This window comes from Rhodanobacter sp. C05, from assembly GCF_002001165.1.
GTDB lineage: Bacteria > Pseudomonadota > Gammaproteobacteria > Xanthomonadales > Rhodanobacteraceae > Rhodanobacter.
Genome location: NZ_MUNQ01000005.1, coordinates 427,772 through 446,293 on the forward strand (window position 1 = coordinate 427,772; position 18,522 = coordinate 446,293).

The 18,522-nt window shown below is 63.7% G+C and carries 9 protein-coding genes; 4 read left to right on the top strand and 5 right to left on the bottom strand.

What is annotated here, in order from left to right; translation table 11 throughout:
• Positions 1-123: 123 nt before the first annotated feature.
• Positions 124-2,136, bottom strand: a complete 2,013-nt coding sequence (locus tag B0E51_RS01845) for a serine protease (protein ID WP_254424362.1) — start codon at positions 2,134-2,136, stop codon at positions 124-126.
• Between the two features lie 198 nt (positions 2,137-2,334).
• Between B0E51_RS01845 and B0E51_RS01850 the strand changes: the two genes are divergently transcribed.
• Together B0E51_RS01850 and B0E51_RS19425 are read left to right on the top strand one after the other, a co-directional pair.
• Positions 2,335-6,810 (top strand): DEAD/DEAH box helicase, encoded by a 4,476-nt coding sequence (locus tag B0E51_RS01850; RefSeq protein WP_077443108.1) that lies wholly within the window; start codon positions 2,335-2,337, stop codon positions 6,808-6,810.
• A 15-nt stretch (positions 6,811-6,825) separates the two neighbouring features.
• On the top strand, positions 6,826-6,984 hold the full coding sequence (locus B0E51_RS19425) for a hypothetical protein (protein WP_168172553.1): 159 nt from the start codon (positions 6,826-6,828) through the stop codon (positions 6,982-6,984).
• 234 nt (positions 6,985-7,218) lie between these two features.
• Here the strand turns inward: B0E51_RS19425 and B0E51_RS01860 are convergent, their stop codons facing one another.
• From B0E51_RS01860 to glk, 3 genes are all read right to left on the bottom strand, one after another.
• Positions 7,219-9,552: a family 20 glycosylhydrolase gene (locus tag B0E51_RS01860; protein ID WP_077443289.1), complete on the bottom strand. Its 2,334-nt coding sequence runs from the start codon at positions 9,550-9,552 to the stop codon at positions 7,219-7,221.
• Positions 9,553-9,694: 142 nt separating this feature from the next.
• The gene (locus B0E51_RS01865; RefSeq protein WP_077443109.1) at positions 9,695-12,646 is read right to left on the bottom strand and encodes a TonB-dependent receptor; all 2,952 of its coding nucleotides are present in this window, start codon (positions 12,644-12,646) and stop codon (positions 9,695-9,697) included.
• A gap of 105 nt (positions 12,647-12,751) precedes the next feature.
• Positions 12,752-13,825 (bottom strand): glucokinase, encoded by a 1,074-nt coding sequence (gene glk / locus B0E51_RS01870; protein ID WP_077443110.1) that lies wholly within the window; start codon positions 13,823-13,825, stop codon positions 12,752-12,754.
• A 438-nt stretch (positions 13,826-14,263) separates the two neighbouring features.
• Here glk and B0E51_RS01875 point away from each other — a divergent pair, with 438 nt between their 5' ends.
• Together B0E51_RS01875 and B0E51_RS01880 are read left to right on the top strand one after the other, a co-directional pair.
• A complete protein-coding gene (locus B0E51_RS01875) occupies positions 14,264-15,547 on the top strand; it encodes a sugar MFS transporter (protein WP_077443111.1) in 1,284 nt (427 codons plus the stop codon).
• 41 nt (positions 15,548-15,588) lie between these two features.
• Positions 15,589-16,689 (top strand): LacI family DNA-binding transcriptional regulator, encoded by a 1,101-nt coding sequence (locus B0E51_RS01880; RefSeq protein WP_174570574.1) that lies wholly within the window; start codon positions 15,589-15,591, stop codon positions 16,687-16,689.
• 172 nt (positions 16,690-16,861) lie between these two features.
• Here B0E51_RS01880 and B0E51_RS01885 read toward each other — a convergent pair whose 3' ends face one another.
• Positions 16,862-18,472, bottom strand: a complete 1,611-nt coding sequence (locus tag B0E51_RS01885; protein WP_077443112.1) for a peptidase S10 — start codon at positions 18,470-18,472, stop codon at positions 16,862-16,864.
• Positions 18,473-18,522 lie beyond the last annotated feature (50 nt).

The window sequence follows — 18,522 nt, forward strand, 5'->3', positions numbered from 1 at the left end:
TACTGACGTCCCGCGACGCAAGCTGTACTCGCTGTGACACTCGTTGCTTCCTCTTCCTTCCGGACTGCTTGACGTATACCGAGCCACCGGCGCCGCACAGGGTGTGCAGCGCCGGCTCAGCGATCAGTGTTCCTCGACGTGCAGGTCCTTCAACAACAGGTCGAGCTTGGCCTTCACCTCGTTTGCCGGCTGCGTGCCTTCGGCCTGGTAGTAGGCGGTGTAAAGCATGGTCGGTTTCGCTTCGGCCGAACCGTCGACCACGGCCATGCTCTTGGTCACGTCGTTCTCGTTGATGGCAGCCCCGTCATAGGGGTGCTGGCGGTGGACAATCTTGTTCCATTCGCTCTTGTAGCTGTCGTCAAGATCATCAGGTGGCGCCATGCTGCGCGCGACATTCACCCAGTAGCGCTCGTGGGCATTGGCGGCCGTCCACACATCGGCGACATCCCACACCACCTTGCCGTGGTCGACGAAATAACTGAAGCCCAGGGTCAGCATGCTGTCCGGCTCGACCTTCTGCAGCTCGGGCGTGAAGGTGAAGCGCAACCGCTTCGAGGCATAGCTGAAACGATGGCCATAGTCGATATCGACGCGGATGTCCTTGAAGGCGGCCGGCAGCAGCGCGGTGTTCTTCAGGTAATCCTTCCACTGCGCCAGCGTGCCGTCGTACGCGACGAAGAAGAAATCCGTAAGCGCCTGCATGTTGATCAGGATATCGTGCTGCTGGCTTGCCGGCACAAGCCGCATCAGGGTGACATAGCCGTCCGGCACAGGCAGCGAGAACGTCATCACCAGCGCGTTCTCGTACGGTGCCGGCCACACCCGTACCTGCCAGTGCCGCTGCCAGGCATCCGTGTACGTGGTGTCCAGCGTCGGCTTGCCGAACGAGGTGATCCGGATTTTCTCGGGACCGATGTTGCGCGTCAGGAAGCCGATCTTCGCCAGCATGTCCATCAGTCTCACCGGGTCGCCATACAACTGGCTGGCAGACACGCTGTCGGGCTTGCGCAGGTGAAACAGGAAATTCTTGCCGACCAGGCCAGGCGTCACGTAGCCATTGTCGGCCAGCTTGGTATTTGTCCCCGGCTTCGTCGCCAAGCCCCAGGTGCCATTGCTGGCGCGGGTGATCAGTGCCGGAAAATCCTCCATCGAGGGCGAGCCGTACAGCAGCTGGTTGGAACCGGCACCGCGCGGAAACAGCTTGTCCGGCTCCTTGGCCAGCAAGGCCTTGAGCTGTGCATCGGCATAGGTGTCGAAGTGCTGCTGGAACGCGGCACTGAACTCGGCAAAACTCAACGGCAACGCAAACGAGGTCTTGAAAGTATTGCTGAGCGTCGTGTCGAACACGTCGAACTGATAGGGAATGCGCTGGTCGATCGACGCCAGATGCTCCGGCGCGCTCAGCACCATGCCGATCGGCAAGGCGTAGTTGAGGTTTTCATTCGCGGACTTCATCAGCACGATGCCGATGACCTTGCCGTCCTTGTCCAGCAGCGGGCCACCACTGTTGCCAGGCGAGGCCGCCGCCGAGAAGCGCATCCACTTCCAGCGCCCGTCCTGATCCTCTGGCGTGTCGGAGGTATACAGGCCGTCGCGGATCACCACGCCGGTGCCAAGTGCATTGCCGACGGCGTAAACCACCTCGTTCAAGGCCGGCTTGGTGTCGACATCCAGCGCAGCCGCCGTCGCCGGCTGCGTGGCCAGCGAGAACACCACGAAATCCTGCTGCAGCGAATACTTCTCGATCTTGCCGATCCCGTAGACGTGGCCGCTGGCATCGCGCAGGGCCGGTTCGCCCCACAGGCTGCCGATGCCGACCTGCAGCACATGCGCCGCGGTGACGTAACGGTTGTTGCCCAATGCGAAGGCCGTGCCGATCGAGTAGTACTTGTCGGTACGCTCCTGATACGGCAGCAGCTCCATCGGCAGCGGCTTTTCGTAGGTCAGCGGATCGTTGACCGGCTTGGCCGCCACCACTTCGAACGTGGCTGCCTGGATCTTCGGCAACACCGCGGGATCAAGGCTGGCGGCATGCGCAGCACCGCTGCACAGTACCGCCAGCGCCAGCCACGACAGGCAAGCCAGCGTCAGCGCCTTTGAGCCGGCCTTGCGCAGAATCATTTCCAGTACGTGCATGAGAGTCCTTCGCATGAAGGCCGCGCCGGATTCCCCGACGGGGCCCCTGACCTGCGACGGCCGAGCGTGAATATTGACATGCCGCAACGGCGCTTGCACCGCAGCCCACGGCGGATTCCATGACGGATCGCAGGATCTGAGAAAAGCCCCATATATGATGCAGTGACCCCTTCCCTGCCGCAGCGCCGATAACCACCGATGCGCCTGGATCCCAGCCCGCTGGACGATTTCCACCCGGCCGTTGCCGGCTGGTTTCGCCGCACCTTCGCCGCGCCCACCGCGGCGCAGGCCGCAGCGTGGCCGTCGATCCGCGGCGGCCGGCATACCCTGGTTGCCGCGCCCACCGGCTCGGGCAAGACGCTGACCGCTTTCCTGGCGGCGATCGACGCACTGGTGCGCGAAGGCGTGGCGCATGCCGGCGCGCTGGCGGACGCCACTACGGTGGTCTATGTGTCGCCATTGAAGGCGCTGTCGAATGACATCCACATCAACCTGGAAGCGCCACTGGAAGGCATCCGCGCCGAACTGGAGAAGCTCGGCCTGCCCGACGTGGCGATCCGTACCGCTGTGCGCACCGGCGACACGCCCCAGGTGGAACGCAACCTGCTGCGCAAACAGCCGCCGCACATCCTGGTGACCACGCCGGAATCGCTGTACGTGCTGCTCGGCTCGGACTCCGGCCGCACGATGCTGGCTGGCACGCGCACGGTGATCGTCGACGAGATCCACGCGATCGCCGGCAGCAAGCGCGGCTCGCATCTGGCGTTGTCGCTGGAGCGGTTGGAGTCGCTGTGCCAGCGGCGGTTGTTGCGGATCGGGCTGTCGGCGACACAGAAGCCCATCGAGGAAGTCGCCAGCTTCCTGGTTGGCGCCGGAGGAAGCGCCACGTTCACTGCTCTTGCTCCTCCCCCTGCAAGCCCCGAAAAAGGGACTCCCTTCGGTCGCAGGGAGAGGTCGGGAGGGGGTGAAGCTTTTGATCTTGAGGCAAAGAGCACCCCACCCCGGCCCTCCCCTGTACACAGGGGAGGGAGCGAATCAGTGCCATGCACCATCATCGACGTCGGCCACACCCGTGCGCGCGATCTCGCGATCGAGGTGCCGCCGGTACCGCTCGAAGCGGTGATGTCCAACGACTGCTGGGAGCTGGTCTACAACCAGCTTGCCCAACTGGTGCAGGCACATCGCACCACCCTGGTCTTCGTCAATACGCGACGGATGGCTGAACGCGCCGCGCGGTACCTGTCCGAGCGGCTTGGCAAGGAAACCGTCGCCGCCCATCACGGCAGCCTGGCAAAGGAGTTGCGGCTGGATGCCGAGCAACGGCTCAAGCGCGGTGAATTGTCGGTGCTGGTGGCGACCGCGTCGCTGGAACTTGGCATCGACATCGGCGAGGTCGACCTGGTCTGTCAGCTCGGCTCGCCGCGCTCGATCGCCGCCTTCCTGCAGCGCGCCGGCCGCTCCGGCCACAGTATCGACGGCACGCCGAAGGCGCGGCTGTTTCCCGCCACCCGTGACGACCTGATCGAATGCACCGCACTGCTGGATTGTGTGCGTCGAGGTGAACTGGATGCGCTGATCCTGCCACCGCAACCGCTCGACGTGCTGGCGCAGCAGATCGTCGCCGAAGTCGCCTGCCAGGAATGGGACGAGGATGCGCTGTACGACCTGGTGCGTCGCGCGCATCCGTATCGCAATCTCGCACGTGCCGATTTCGACGCGGTGGTGCGCATGCTGGCCGAGGGTTTCACCACTCGCCGTGGCGCACGCGCGGCGTACATCCATCGCGATGCCGTGCATCGCCAGTTGCGTGCACGCCGCGGCGCGCGGCTCACCGCGTTGACTTCTGGCGGCACCATTCCCGACACCGCCGACTACAAGGTGGTGTTGGAGCCGCAGGCGATCATCGTCGGTACGGTGAACGAGGACTTCGCGGTCGAGAGCATGGCCGGCGATATCTTCCAGCTCGGCAACACCAGCTATCGCATCCAGCGCGTGGAGCGCGATCGGCTGCGGGTGGAAGATGCGCATGGCGCGCCGCCGAGCATTCCGTTCTGGCTGGGCGAGGCGCCGGGACGCAGCAAGGAATTGTCGTTCGGCGTGTCACGGCTGCGCGATGGAATCTCTGCGCAACTGGATGCCGGTGGTGTGCCGGCTGCACAGGCATGGCTTGCCGATCAACTCGGCTTGAAAGAAGCGGCCACGCAACAGCTGGTCGATTATCTGGCCCGCGCCAAGGCCGCGCTTGGCGTGTTGCCAACCCAGCACACCCTGGTGCTGGAACGCTTCTTCGACGAATCCGGCGGCACCCAGCTGGTGATCCACACACCGTGGGGCAGCCGCATCAATCGCGCGTGGGGGCTGGCGCTGCGCAAGCGCTTCTGCCGCCAGTTCAACTTCGAGTTGCAGGCGGCGGCGACCGAGGATGCGATCGTGCTGTCGCTGTCGACCAGCCACAGTTTCCCGCTGGAGGAAGTCGCGCATTACCTGCATTCGAACACCGCCGAACACGTGCTGATCCAGGCCCTGCTCGATGCCCCGCTGTTCCCCGCGCGCTGGCGCTGGAACGCGGTGACCGCACTGGCGCTGCCGCGCTTCACCGGTGGCAAGAAGACGCCGCCACCGCTGCAGCGGATGAAGAGCGAGGACCTGCTCGCCGCCGTATTCCCCGATCAGGTTGCCTGCCTGGAGAACATCGTGGGCGAGCGCGAGGTACCGGATCATCCGCTGATCAACCAGACCATGCACGACTGCCTGCGCGAAGCGATGGACGTGGATGGCTTGTTGCAGATCCTGCGCGGACTGGAGAGCGGCGAGATCAGCGTGATCGCGCGCGACCTCACCGGGCCGAGTCCACTCGCCGCCGAAGTACTAAACGCCGCACCGTACGCCTTCCTCGACGATGCGCCGCTGGAGGAGCGCCGCACCCAGGCCGTGCAGACGCGTCGCTGGAACGACAGCGACAGTGCCGACGATCTGGGCCGACTCGATCCCGAGGCGATCGCCGCCGTGCGCGACGAGGCGTGGCCGCAGGTACGCGACGCGGACGAGATGCACGAGGCGCTTAGCTTGCTGGGCTTCGTCACTGCCGATGAAGTGGCGGCCAATCACGGTTGGCATGAGCGGTTGCAGACGTTGGCCAAAGCAAGCCGCGCGACTTTGCTCACACTTGAAAAGCAGATCTGGACATCCGCGGAGAAACTGCCGTTATTGCAGACCCTGCATCCGTCCGCGTCGATGCAACCGGCGATCAGCGCCCCCGTCGAATACGCAGCGCAGGCATGGACCCGCGAGAATGCGCTGCTGGAACTGGTACGCCATCGCCTCGGCGGCCTCGGCCCGGTCACCGTGGCGGCGCTGGCCCATTCGCTGATGGTCGAAGCGGGCGAGGTCGAGCACACCCTGCTCCGCCTGCAGTCCGAAGGCTATGTGATGCAGGGTCGCTTCACCGCCGATGCGACTGACACCGAATGGTGCGAGCGGCATCTGCTGGCGCGCATCCATCGCTATACCCTCGGTCGGCTGCGTCGCGAGATCGAGCCGGTCAGTCGACGCGAATTGATGCGCTTCCTGTTCGACTGGCAGCACGTGTCGGCAGCGACCCGGCGCAGCGGACCGGATGCGTTGAGCGCCACGCTGGCGCAGCTGGAGGGTTTCGAGGCAGCGGCCGGTGCGTGGGAAACGGAGATCCTGCCGGCGCGCATCAACGATTATTCGATCAGCTGGCTGGACGAGCTGTGTCGCGCCGGTCGCGTCAGCTGGGGCCGCCTGCGCGCCAGTAATGGTGGTGGCGGTGGCCCACTGCGCAGCACGCCGATCGTGCTGTTGCCACGTCGCAGCATGAACATGTGGACGTCCATCGCATCGGCCGAGAACACCCAGGACATTCTGCTGTCATCGCGCGCCCAGGCCGTCGCCGATGCGCTGGGCGAGCAAGGCGCGTTGTTCTTCGACGAGCTGCTCGGCGTCACGCATCTGCTGCGTACCGAACTGGAGGACGCGCTAGGTGAGCTGGTTGCCGCCGGCCGAGTCAGCGCCGACAGCTTTGCCGGCCTGCGTGCGCTGCTGCTGCCGGCGGCGAAGCGCGATGGCGGTCGGCATCGTCGTTTGCGCCGGCATCTGCTCAATGGCATTGAGGATGCCGGACGCTGGTCGTTGACGTGCAGCGGCGGCAGGAGCAAAGCCGATCCCGACGCGATCGAACACATCGCACGCACCCTGCTGCATCGCTACGGCGTGGTGTTCTGGAAATTACTTGAACGCGAGGCACCATGGTTGCCGTCATGGCGTGAATTGCTGTGGGTGTACCGCCGGTTGGAGGCACGCGGCGAAATCCGCGGCGGTCGTTTCATCGAAGGTCTGGTCGGCGAGCAGTTCGCCCTGCCCGAAGCGATCGCGCCATTGCGCGCGGTACGCCAGCGCGTGGACGATGGCGAACTGGTCTGCCTCAGCGGCTGCGATCCATTGAACCTGATCGGCACCGTACTGGTCGGCGACAAGGTGCCGGCGCTGACTGGTTCGCGCGTGCTGTACCGCAATGGCGTGGCGATTGCTGCCCTGGTCGGCGGCAAACTCGCGCCACTGATCGAGTTGTCGGTCACCGACATCCAGATCGCGAAACATGCGTTGCTGCGGCATCCACCCTCGTTGCCCGACGCGTTGACTGCGACGCACTAGGAAAGGTCCGATCCGATGGGCTGCCTGCCATTATTGCTGCTGTTTCCGCTGGGCTTCGGCGTGGGCTACGTGATCGCCGGCCAGACCGGTGCCCTGTGGGGCGCCGGCATCGGCTTCCTGCTCGGCTTGCTGGCGATGGGACTATTCATCAAGGCACTCCGTGTTCGGCGCTGATGACTTCAAAGCTTGAGATAGATGCGACGCCGATCCATCGTGTAGACGATCAGCCACCACGAACACCAGCGCGAACGCCAGCGAGGAAACATAGGGGCCGAACGGGAACGTTATCCAACCGGCGAACACATGTTTATGGATCAACTTCTGCCAGCCCAGCGCGGGCAGCAGTATCTGCATCAGTTCGGAACCCGCGTAGGCGGCGTTCGCGTTGACGCCGAAGCAGCGATGCGTTCACGGCTTTGTTGCACCCGGCATCAAGGCGACCCGATCGAGCGCGTACAACGGGCCATCGATCGGTGCGGTGTAGATCAGGCACAACGCATGCTTGCCCTGCTGTGCGGGCATGGCCGCGTCGAGCGTGAAGCGTCGCGCACTATGCGCCGGATCAGGTAGTGGCAGTGTAGCCAGCACCGTCCCGGTACATTGATCCTGGTGTACCACCAGTTCGCCGAATGGCGTGCTGTGCGGACGAGACACCACCAGCTTTGCGTCATGTGCCAGCGCGTAATTGCGCTCAAGCCGTACGGCATCGACGTGGATTCTCGCGATACCATCCATTGGCGTCGCCGGATACAACTGGCAGGCGTTGAACACGTTGATGCCGTACACCGGCGCCGGCGAGGTGGCATCGGGCATCGGCTGCACGCGCAGGCGGAAATCGCTGCCCGGACAATTCGGCATCTCGTTGCCGCCGACGCTGAACAGGCTGGCCCGATCCAGCACACGCTGGCTTGGTGCGGCCAGCACGCTGCCGTCGCTGGCAAACGACGCCGCACGTATCGTCACCGGCAACCTCACTTCGAAAGGTACCTGGTAAGCCGGTGCGCGCCGGTCGGGCGCGTGGCCATCCAGCGTGTAATGCAGCTCACCATAGCCAGCCTGATTGGACAGCGTGACTTGCGTCGTACCGCTGGCCAGCGCGGCGCCACGATCTATCCTGATGTCCGATGCGAACGCACTGTCGGCATAGCCGATGTCCTGCGCGCGATAACGCGCGAACTGCGCCGGCAACCGGCCGAGGAAACCGTTCCAGTCGCGCAATACGGCTGGCGACCAGTCCACTTCGCTCAACGCGTCCAGCCGTGGAAACACCGCATGCTCCACATGCTTCATCGTCGGCATGTGCTCGGTCCACACGTTCGCCTGCGCGCCCAGTACATGGGCCGTCTGCGCTGCATCGAGTTCCTTCGGCACCGGCTCGAACGCATATACGCTGGCCAGATCGCGCACGGGTATGCGTCCGGCGGTCTCGTCGGCACGATCGCTCTGCAGCTGATCGAAATACAAATCGGGCGCGGGCGACAGCACCACGTCATGCCCCTGCTGCGCCGCCTGGATCGCACCCTTGCTGCCACGCCACGACATCACTGTGGCATCGGCCGATACGCCGCCGTCGAGGATCTCGTCCCAACCCACCAGTTGCCGGCCGTGTGCGGCGAGGTACTGGCCAATGCGGTTGATGAACCAGCCCTGCAGCGCGTCCTCGTCCTTCAGGCCCAGCGCATGCATCTTCGCCTGTACCGCGGGCGAGGCTTGCCACTGGTCCTTGACCGCCTCGTCGCCGCCTACGTGTATGTACTTCGACGGGAACAGTGCCATCACCTCGTCGAGAATGTGGTCGATGAAATCGAAGCTGCTGTCATCCACGTTGTACAGATATGGATTGACGCCCCAGTCGACCGAGACCAAGGGACGCTTGCCGGTCACGCCAAGCTGCGGGTACGCCGCCACCGCAGCCTGAGCATGTCCCGGCATGTCGATCTCCGGCACCACCGTGATATGGCGCGCGCTTGCATAAGCGACGATCTTGCGAATCTGCTCCTGTGTATAGAAACCTCCATAACGTGCCGGTTCATCGTCATGTCCGGCATCCGGCGGCGTGCGCCAGGCGCCGATGCGGGTGAGCTCGGGATAACGCCTGATCTGGATGCGCCAGCCCTGGTCGTCGGTGAGATGCCAGTGGAAGACATTCAGCTTGTGCTGAGCCATCTGGTCCAGCAACTGCTCGATCTCGGCTACCGACTGGAAGTGCCGGGCGGAATCCAGCATCAGTCCACGCCAGACAAAACGTGGCTGGTCACGGATATGCACGGCCGATAGCTGCACCGACCCATGTTGCGCATCCGGGGTGAGCAGTTGCCACAATGTCATTGCGCCGTAGAACAACCCGGCATCATCGCGCGCGCTGATTTCGACGCCCTGCGGCGTGACGTCCAGTGCGTAGCCTTCGCGATCGGTCACCGAGGCGTGCGGGTCCAGCCGCAATACGATGGCATCCGCAGCCATCGCGCCGCGACGCACCGGCAGCCGCAGGCCGCGCGTACGTGCGAGCAGGTCAGCGAGATAGTCCGCGACGTGACGGGCCGGACCACTTTGATCGGCGACCACGATAGGCGTGTGGGCGTCGACGGTGAAGCGACCCTCGCCGGCGTCAATCTGCGCCGGCAGGGGAATCAGCGAATAGGGTGTTGTCCCGGCTGTGTGCGTGGCACATGCCAGGCCCGACACCAGAGTGGTGGTGACCAGCAGATATCCACAGAGTGACAGGAACGGGCGGCGTGTCATCGGCAATCTCCAGCGCAGGCGTTGCAGCATGCCATGCGTGACTGCGCAGACGCCTCAAAAAAAGACGGGCCCGGAAAGTGTCACAGGGCCCGTTCGGGGAGGATGCGAAGCCGTCCATGGCTCGCGGTGATGCGCTAGCGGATCAGAGCTTGAAGTTCACGGTCAGGTAGTACTGGCGACCGTTCGTGTAGAACGCTTCCGGCACCTTGCCGAAGCCGAGACCGGCCTGGGAGCCGACGACGTAGTAGCGCAGCGTCGGGTTGTTGAGGTTCATCGCGTCGAACGAGAAGCTCACGTTTTCGTTGAGCTTGTAGCCGGCCGAGAACGACAGGTAGCCCGCACCCGCCTGGTAATACGGCAGCAACGGCATCGTGTTGCCGAGCGAGCCGGTCGTCACCGGCATCATGCCGTCGTAGAACGAGGAGCGGTACGTGTAGTTGATGCGCGCGTTCCACTGCTTGTTCTCGAAGAACGCGGACAGGTTGGCCGTGTTCTTCGAGGTACCGAACAGCGGACGGTTGCCTGCAGATACACCGGTGCCCTGCGTGCCGTCGGCGTTGTAGAGGTACGTACCGCCGGACGAATGGCCATTGCTGTAGGTGTAGTTGATCGACGTACCGAAGTGCTCACCGATCGGCTGCACCCAGTTCAGCTCCACGCCCTTCAGGTTGCCGTTGACGTTGACCGGGATGCTGACCAGGTAATTGCTGTAGACCGGCGTGTGCGAGGGGTTGGGGTAAGTGGTGCTGCCGCCGTAGGTCAGATAGTTGTTGAGATAGGTTCCGGTGGTCGTGCCGTAGTCGTAGTAGTTGTTCAGATCCATCGCGTACACGCTGGCCGACAACAGGCCACGCTCCGAGTAGTACCACTCCAGCGACGCATCGAAATTGGTCGAAAGGATCGGCTTCAACCGCGGATTCGGACCGCTGCCGGAACCCTCGCCGGTTGGACTCTGCGGATCATTCAGCGACAGGAAGCCCGCCAGCTGGCCATAGTCCTGGCGCGTGAGTGTCTGCGATGCGGCGAAGCGGGCCAGCAGGCTGCCATCGTCGTTCAGATTGAACTTGAGGTTGAAGCTGGGCAGCAGCTTGCCGTAGTGATGGCTGTAATAGTTCCAGTACCAGCCGCTCGGATAGAACGCCGAAGGCGGTGTGCCCGGGGCGTAACTGGATTCCTGGATCGTCGGGCTGGTGTAACCGATGTCCTCGGTGGTGCCGACGTAGCGCACGCCGGCATTGCCGCTCCAGCGGTCGCCGGCGAAATTGACCTGCATATAGGCGGCGTCGTTTTTCTCCGACATGGCGTAAATGTCGTTCGGATAGAAACGCGAGGTTCCGGAACTGTTGGTCACCGCCCGGTTCGCATATACCGCGTTCAGTGCCGCCAGCTGCGCGGGCGTCCAGTACCAGATGCCGCCCGGCATCTGACCCACGCCGAGATCGCTGGCGAAGCTACCGGGATAGTTGCTGCTGCTGCTGGGCCAGATGGTGGCGCCCGGGGCGAACGAGATATTAGTGGCGAAGTTGGGGCCCTGGGCAATCGCCGTCGGGCTGTCGTGCGTGTGTTTGGCGTCGCGTACGCCAAACTGAAGCGACGACAGGGGGCCGGCATCGTCGAAATCGAACTCGCCGTCGACCTGGAACCAATGTTCCTTGTCGATCACGTGAATGTCCTGATCGCCGAAGATCCAGTCGAGGCCGACGGTGGCCGGGTTGTAGACGCTGTTGTTGCCGCCCAGCGCCCAGTTCACCGGCTTGCCCAGGCCATTCATCGCGTAGCTGGCACCCTCGCCGTAGCCCGTGTCCATCTCCATGATGTCCTGGGTCGGCGTGTTGCCGGTGCCGCGGGTCAAGCCGCCCTGGAACTTGAAGTCGAGGTCCTGGGTGGCCTTCCAGTCTGCGTCCAGCGTGATGTACGAGCTGGATTCGCTCTCGCCCGGACGCGAGATCATGTCGTAGATGCCCTGCGACACGCCGGCCTGCCCCTCCGCCACCGCGCTGGTAAGCACGTTGCCGTCGAGGGTGTAGCTGGAGAGCGTGTCACCCGGCAACTTGTCGCGCAGGCGCAGCATGTAGTTGCGGTTGTAGTCGGTGGCGTCCATCTTGGAATAGAAGCCGTCGAGGTTGAAGGTGAGGTTGTCCAGCGCCTTCCACTCGAGGTCGATCGCGCCGCCCTTGCGCTTGCGCTCCTGGGTGAACAGGGCAGCGCCGGGCAGGTTGGGATAGAACACGCCGGTGCTGGGGCTGCCGGGCGTGGCGGCCTTGAGCCCCAGCTGGTTGGCCAGTGCCGAACCGGTCGGAATGTACGAATAGCCGAGCATTTCCTGGCCATCGCGCTGCAGGTCGCGGTCTTCGTAGAAGCCCTGCAACATCACGCCGAATGTGCTGTCGCTGTTCTTCCAGTTGACCAGCCCGCTGAACTGCGGCTTGGTGTCGCCCGGCAAGTCGGAATAGACGCCACCCACACTGGCCTCGGCGGAAAACTGCTTGCCGAATTCCAGCGGCTTGCGAGTGATGATGTCGATCGAACCGGCGGCGCCGCCTTCCAGCAGGCTGGCCTCGGATCCCTTGTGCACCACCACCTGGCTGACGATTTCCGAAGGGAACATGGCGTAGCTGACACTGCGGCTGCCGCCGCCGCCAGTGATGAACCAGTCACCCGAGGCGACCGTATGTCCGTTGAGCGTGGTCAGGGTGAGCGACGGCGCGCTGCCGCGGATGCTGGCGCGATCGGCCTCGTCGAAGCCGCCTTCGGCGCCGGCTGCGTCGGCGATGTTCACGCCCGGCAACTGCGAGATGGTGTCAGCCACATTCTTGGCGGGCAGCTTGCCGATATCCTCGGCGGACACCACCTCGATGTGCGAGACAGAATCTTTTTTGGTACTCAGTGACAGCGCCTGGCTTTCGCGGATGCCGGTGACCATCACCGTGCCCAGCGTCTTGGCCTGCTGTTTGGCCTTGGCCTGATCCTGCTTGCTCTGTCCGGTGGTATTGGTGGTGCCGGTGGCCTGGTCGCTGTCTTGCGCGAACAGGGTGCCGGAGATGCACAGACCGGTGATGATACTGGCGGCTAGCAATGTCTTGCGGTAATTCATGATGTCCTCCCCTCAGAGGCTGGCTCGAATCAGGACCGGCGTGACGACGGCCGTGGATTTTTTGTGGCGGTTGGCTTGGCGCCGTGTTACTGGATCGGGCTCATCTCACTCTCCCTGCTGTCCGTCCAGAAACCAGCCTGCGGCGCCCATGACACCAAGCTGGCCGTGCTCAATCAGTCGTACCGGAACCTGTTGCAGATAGGCGCGCATCACGCCCTTGTTGAAGAAGCGCGCCGTGAACGTGCTGGCCTGCAGAAACGGCTGGATCTGCGGCAGGATGCCGCCGGCGAGATAGACCCCACCCCGCGCGCCGTACAGCAGCACCAGATCGCCGACGAAGCTGCCGAGCAGACCGCAGAACACCTGCAGCGCCTCCACTGCAGCTGCATCGCTACCGGCCAGAGCGGCGCCAGTGATCTCCGCCGGCGTCAGCAATCGCGCCGGACAGACGCGCAATTCGCACAGCGCGCCATAAAGCTTGAGCAGGCCCGGCCCGGACAACGCATCCTCGAACGACACGTACGGACGACCGCGTCCGAGTACGCGCAGAATCTCGATCTCCCGTTCGGTGCCGGGGGCCAGCGAAACCTGTCCGGCCTCGGTGGCCAGTACCTGGGCCCGCGGCTTGCCCGGCAACAGCACCGCCGAACCCAGCCCGGTGCCCGGCCCCATCACCAGTACCGGCCCGCTGGCTGCCGCTTGCGTGGCATCGATGATCGAGCGCGTCTCGGCGGCACCGATGAACTGGGTGGCGTAAGCCACCGCCTCGAAATCGTTGATCACAGCCAACCGCTGGATGCCGAGGCCGTCACGGATCTCGCGGATCGACACCGGCCACGGCAGGTTCTCGTTGACGATGGCGTCATCCAGCACATAGCCGGCGCAGGCCACCGCGCAATGACGGAGGTTTTCGCGTGCCGCCGCATGCGGTGTGCCAGCGAGCTGCCTGACAAAGTCCTGCAGCATCGCGGTGAGACCCGACCAGTCGGCACAGCTGTAGCGGTGGTAGTGCAGCACGCTGATCGGGCGGCGGGCGTCAGCGTTGGCTGCGACCAGCCCGATGCGCGCATGCGTGCCACCGACATCGGCGGCCAGGAACGGCTCGCCGAAAACCGATGCACCCGCCCGGCTCGTTGCCGACGGCTCCGCTGCATGACGCTGGTTGGCGACTTCCCCCACTCCACCCTCTCCCCGTGATCGGCATCGCCCTGTGCCACACAGGCGATGCACTGCGCTGCGACCGGACATTGGCCTGATTCCGGCGGAGTCTGTCCTCAAAATGACAACGTTGTCAACGGGGCTGTTAAAAATTTCTGCAACATTCGATACGGCATCGCAACATAGCTGTCACGACACTCCGAGAAATCACATTAACATTCGGTGCAAATGGCTTTGTACAGACTATTTATGCATATTCTGCGAAGAAGAAATGATGTTCTGCAATGCCGCAGATACGGTCCTGTGTGGCCGTCTTTACGGCTCGATCAGGACCTCAGGCAACCTGCCTTTGTGCACTACGGATTGACAACGTTGCACTTTCCGGCGATTAAGGAGACATTCCAGGGTGTCCGGTCATTCGACCGCTACCAGCACGGCCGATCTTCGGGGAGAGAACACATGGCAACAACGCTGGCGGCGGCGCCGACCGACCGTTCGAATATCGGGCCGATGATGATCATCGGCGTGCTGTTTTTCATCTTCGGCTTCGTCACCTGGCTCAACGGGCCATTGATCACCTTCGTCAAACTCGCTTTTCAGGTGCAGGACGCCTATGCGTTCCTGGTGCCGTTCGCGTTCTACATTTCCTATTTCGTGTTCTCGCTGCCCGCATCGATGGTCCTGCGCCGTACTGGCATGAAGAAAGGCATGGCACTGGGCCTGTTCGTGATGGCGATCGGCGCGATGATGTTCGGTCAGTTCGCCACCATGCGCGTGTTTTTCGGCGCGCTCGCGGGATTGTTCGTGATCGGCGCCGGCTTGTCGTTGCTGCAGACCGCCTCCAACCCGTACATCAGCATCCTGGGGCCGATCGACAGCGCAGCACAGCGCATCGCGTTCATGGGCATCTGCAACAAGTTCGCCGGCATTTTGGCGCCGCTGCTGATCGGCGCGCTGGTGTTGCACGGCATCGGCGACCTCGACCAGCAGGTGAAGGCAGCCGACCCGGCGACGCGCACCATGCTGCTCGACACGTTCGCCGCCAAGATCCACCTGCCCTACATGATCATGGCCGGCGCACTGGTGCTGCTGGCGGTCTGGGTGGTGCGCTCCTCGCTGCCCGAGATCAAGCCGGCCGGCGCGAACGACGAACGCGCCATCGGCCACACCGGTCGCAGCATCTTCAGCTTCCCGCATCTGTGGCTGGGCGTGCTGTGCCTGTTCCTGTACGTGGGCGTGGAAGTGATGGCGGGCGACGCGATCGGCACCTACGGCCAGGGTTTCGGGCTGCCGCTGGACCAGACCAAGTTCTTCACCGCATTCACGCTGGGCGCGATGCTGCTGGGCTACGTCGTAGGTCTCCTGGTGATCCCGCGCTTCGTCTCGCAACAGCGCTACCTGGCGGTGTCGGCGGTGCTCGGCGTGCTGTTCACGCTCGGTGCCTACATCACCCACGGCTACGCCTCGGTGATGTTCGTCGCCGCTCTGGGCTTCGCCAACGCGATGATGTGGCCGGCAATCTTTCCACTGGCGATCAAGGGGCTCGGCCGACACACCGAAGCTGCTTCTGCGCTGTTGATCATGGGTATCGTGGGCGGTGCGTTGATTCCGCAGGTGTTCGTGCATCTGAAGGAGCACATCGATTTCCAGCTCGCGTTCGCCCTGCTGATGCTGCCGTGCTACCTGTACATCCTGTATTACGGCATGCGCGGTCACCGGGTCGGCCAGGAACATGCCGGGTAAATTGAATCGCGTATTCGCTCCGGTCATGGCCATACGCTAGGATGCACGAGGCGCTGCTGGCGCCCCTTATTTTCGATGCAAGAGGTTCGCGGGTGCGCAGTGCCACCATCAAGGATGTCGCAGAGCGGGCCGGCGTCTCGCTGAAGACGGTCTCGCGGGTCATCAACAACGAACCCTCGGTGCACGCGCGCACGCGCGCGAAAGTGCAGCGGGAGATCGACGCGCTCGGCTACCAGCCCGATCCTTCGGCGCGCAGCCTGCGCAGTACTCGCGCCTATGCGCTTGGTCTCGTTTACGACAACCCCAACGCGCACTACATCATCAACCTGCAGCGCGGCGTGCTGTCGGTATGCCGCAGCAGCGGTTTCGGTCTGCAGATCCATCCCTGCGACTCGTCCTCGCCGAAGCTTGCGGACGAGTTGTGCGAACTGGTGCGCCGCTCGCGCCTGGCCGGACTGGTGCTGGCGCCACCGATGTCCGAGCAGGTGGAACTGATCCGCACGCTCAGCGAAGCGAAGATCCCGTTCATGCGGATCATCTCGGCACGCAAGGATCCGCAGGACGGCTACCCCTGCGTCTATGTGGACGATCGCGATGCGGCCTACGCGATTACCGAGCACCTGATCCAGCTTGGTCATCAGCGCATCGGCTTTCTGTGGGGTGGTCGCGAGCACCGCTCCAGTCCCGAGCGCTACCAGGGCTACGAGGATGCGTTGAAGGATTACGGCATCACGCTCGACCGCAAGCTGATCGTTCCCGGCGACTACACCTTCGACGATGGCTTTCGCGGCGCACGCAAGTTGCTGGCGCTGAAGGATCGGCCCAGCGCAATCTTCGGCTCGAACGACGAGATCGCCGCCGGCGTGCTGGCGGCCGCGCACTCCGACGGCATCAATGTGCCATACGACCTGTCGATCGCCGGCTTCGAGGACAGCCCGTTCTCCAAGCAGTCGTGGCCCGCGCTGACCACCGCGCGGCAGGCCACCGAGGAGATCGCACGGCACGCCGCGCAGCGGCTGATCGACGATCTGCAGCGCGACGCCAACGGTGAACCAGTCAACAGTACCAATGAAGGCTTCAGCCCGGAGCTGGTGGTGCGCGGCTCGACGGCACCTCGGCATACCGCGCCGCCCAAACGCTGAGCGTCCGGGCGGCTCGAACAACCGATATTTTCCTGCCGTCATCCCGGCGCAGGCCGGGATCGCTTGTTGCTGATGGCTGGTTTCGCCGTCGCAAAGCCATTACCAGCTTTACTGCTGTAGAGCGATTCCGGCCTGCGCCGGAATGACGAAAAAGTGGGCTATCCAGACAACCTCAATGCCTCACGTTGTCGGTCTGCTCGATGAAGCGGGCCACGTTGTCGTGCAACTGCTTCAATGACGCCTCGTGCGCGTACACCATGTGCCCGGACGGATACCACGAGTAGCTGATGTTGCTCTCGAGGCTGGTCGGGATCGGCAGGTGATGCATCTCGTAGTCGGCCGCGAAGAATGGTGTGGCCAGATCGAAATAGCCGCCGTTCAAGTACACCTTGAGGTTGGGGTTGGTCTTCATCGCGGTGGCCAGGTCCGGCATCACATTGGTCGAGGACTGCAGCGCCTCGCCCTGCACGCCCGGCGCCTTGTGCGCGAAATCCCAGTGGTCGATGTCGGCAAACTCGCGGTATTGCCGGCCGTCACCGAACTTCAGGTCACGCCGCACGTAGTCGTTGAACGCAGCGATATAGGCCGAGCTGATCGCCGAAGATTGCGGATCGTAGTCGGACTCCTTGCTCAGCGGATCGATCGAAGGCCCGGCAAAGCGGCTGTCCAGCCGACCCGTGGTGGTGTCTTCGCCGGTCTGCAGCTCGTGCTCGAACATGCCGCCGCTGACCCGTAGGTTCGCCTTCAGCAGATAGGCCACCGACAGCCCGGTGTACTGGTGCAGCTTTTCCGCCACGGCCTGCTTCTGCGCGTCGCTGAGCCGCGAGCCGGCCATCAGCGCCTGTGTGTAGTCACCCAGCGCGTACTGCTTCACCTCTTCGAGGAACGGCTCCAGTGCTGCCGGCTGCTGCGGCAGCTTGTGATGGTAGAACGCGGTGGCGGCGAACGTGGGCAACGCCAGCTCGTACGGCAGGTCGATGCCGGGATTGAATTCGGGGCCATCGATGCTGGTGTCGAAGTTGAGGATCTGCGAGAGCAGGATCACGCCGTTCAGATCGACGCTGTTCTCGTTTTCCAGGATGTTCGCCAGCACCGCCGAACGGGTTGTGCCATAGCTTTCGCCGAACAGGTATTTCGGCGAATTCCAGCGCCCGTACTTCGACAGGAACTGGGTGATGAACTGGGCGAACGCATGGCCGTCGCCATCGACACCGTAGATCGCCTTGCGCCGATCCTTCATCTGCTCGTCGCGCTTGGACTTGTCGGCGTCATCCGCGATCAGCCGGCTGAAACCGGCGCCAGGTGCGTCGATGAACACCACGTCGGAGGCATCGAGCAGGCTGTAGTCGTTGTTGACCAAGCCATACGGTGCGGCCGGTGTATGCGTGTCGTCGGCAGTCACCACCCGCTTCGGACCGAACGCGCCCATGTGCAGCCACACCGTGGCCGAGCCGGGACCGCCGTTGTAGATGAAAGTGACCGGCCGCTTGGTCGCTTCGGCGCCTTTCTTGAAATAGGCGACATAGAACATGCTCACCTGGGGCTCGTTTTCCTTGTCGCCACTGCCGTGCAGCACCAGCGTGCCGGCCACCGCCTTGTAATCGATGCGATGGCCTTCCACCGACACGGAGCCCTCGCTGCCGGACGATTGCGGCTGCAGCAGGGCCGCATCCGGCTTCGTCGCATCGGGCTTGTCCTTGTCGTCCTTCTTGTCGGTAGCGGCAATCGCAACAGTGCTGAGCAACAGGGCGGCAAGGGCCGCGGCAAGGGGAAGTTTGCGCATGGACGGGTACATCCTCAGCAGGCAGAGGCGCAGCCCGCCCCGGGTTAGCC

Coding starts and splice junctions, on each gene's coding strand:
- B0E51_RS01875 (WP_077443111.1), top strand. CDS start 14,264: ATGGCAACAACGCTGGCGGCGGCGCCGACCGACCGTTCGAATATCGGG.
- B0E51_RS01865 (WP_077443109.1), bottom strand. CDS start 12,646: ATGAATTACCGCAAGACATTGCTAGCCGCCAGTATCATCACCGGTCTG.
- B0E51_RS01850 (WP_077443108.1), top strand. CDS start 2,335: ATGCGCCTGGATCCCAGCCCGCTGGACGATTTCCACCCGGCCGTTGCC.
- B0E51_RS01880 (WP_174570574.1), top strand. CDS start 15,589: ATGCACGAGGCGCTGCTGGCGCCCCTTATTTTCGATGCAAGAGGTTCG.
- B0E51_RS01845 (WP_254424362.1), bottom strand. CDS start 2,136: ATGCACGTACTGGAAATGATTCTGCGCAAGGCCGGCTCAAAGGCGCTG.
- B0E51_RS01885 (WP_077443112.1), bottom strand. CDS start 18,472: ATGCGCAAACTTCCCCTTGCCGCGGCCCTTGCCGCCCTGTTGCTCAGC.
- B0E51_RS19425 (WP_168172553.1), top strand. CDS start 6,826: ATGGGCTGCCTGCCATTATTGCTGCTGTTTCCGCTGGGCTTCGGCGTG.
- B0E51_RS01860 (WP_077443289.1), bottom strand. CDS start 9,552: ATGACACGCCGCCCGTTCCTGTCACTCTGTGGATATCTGCTGGTCACC.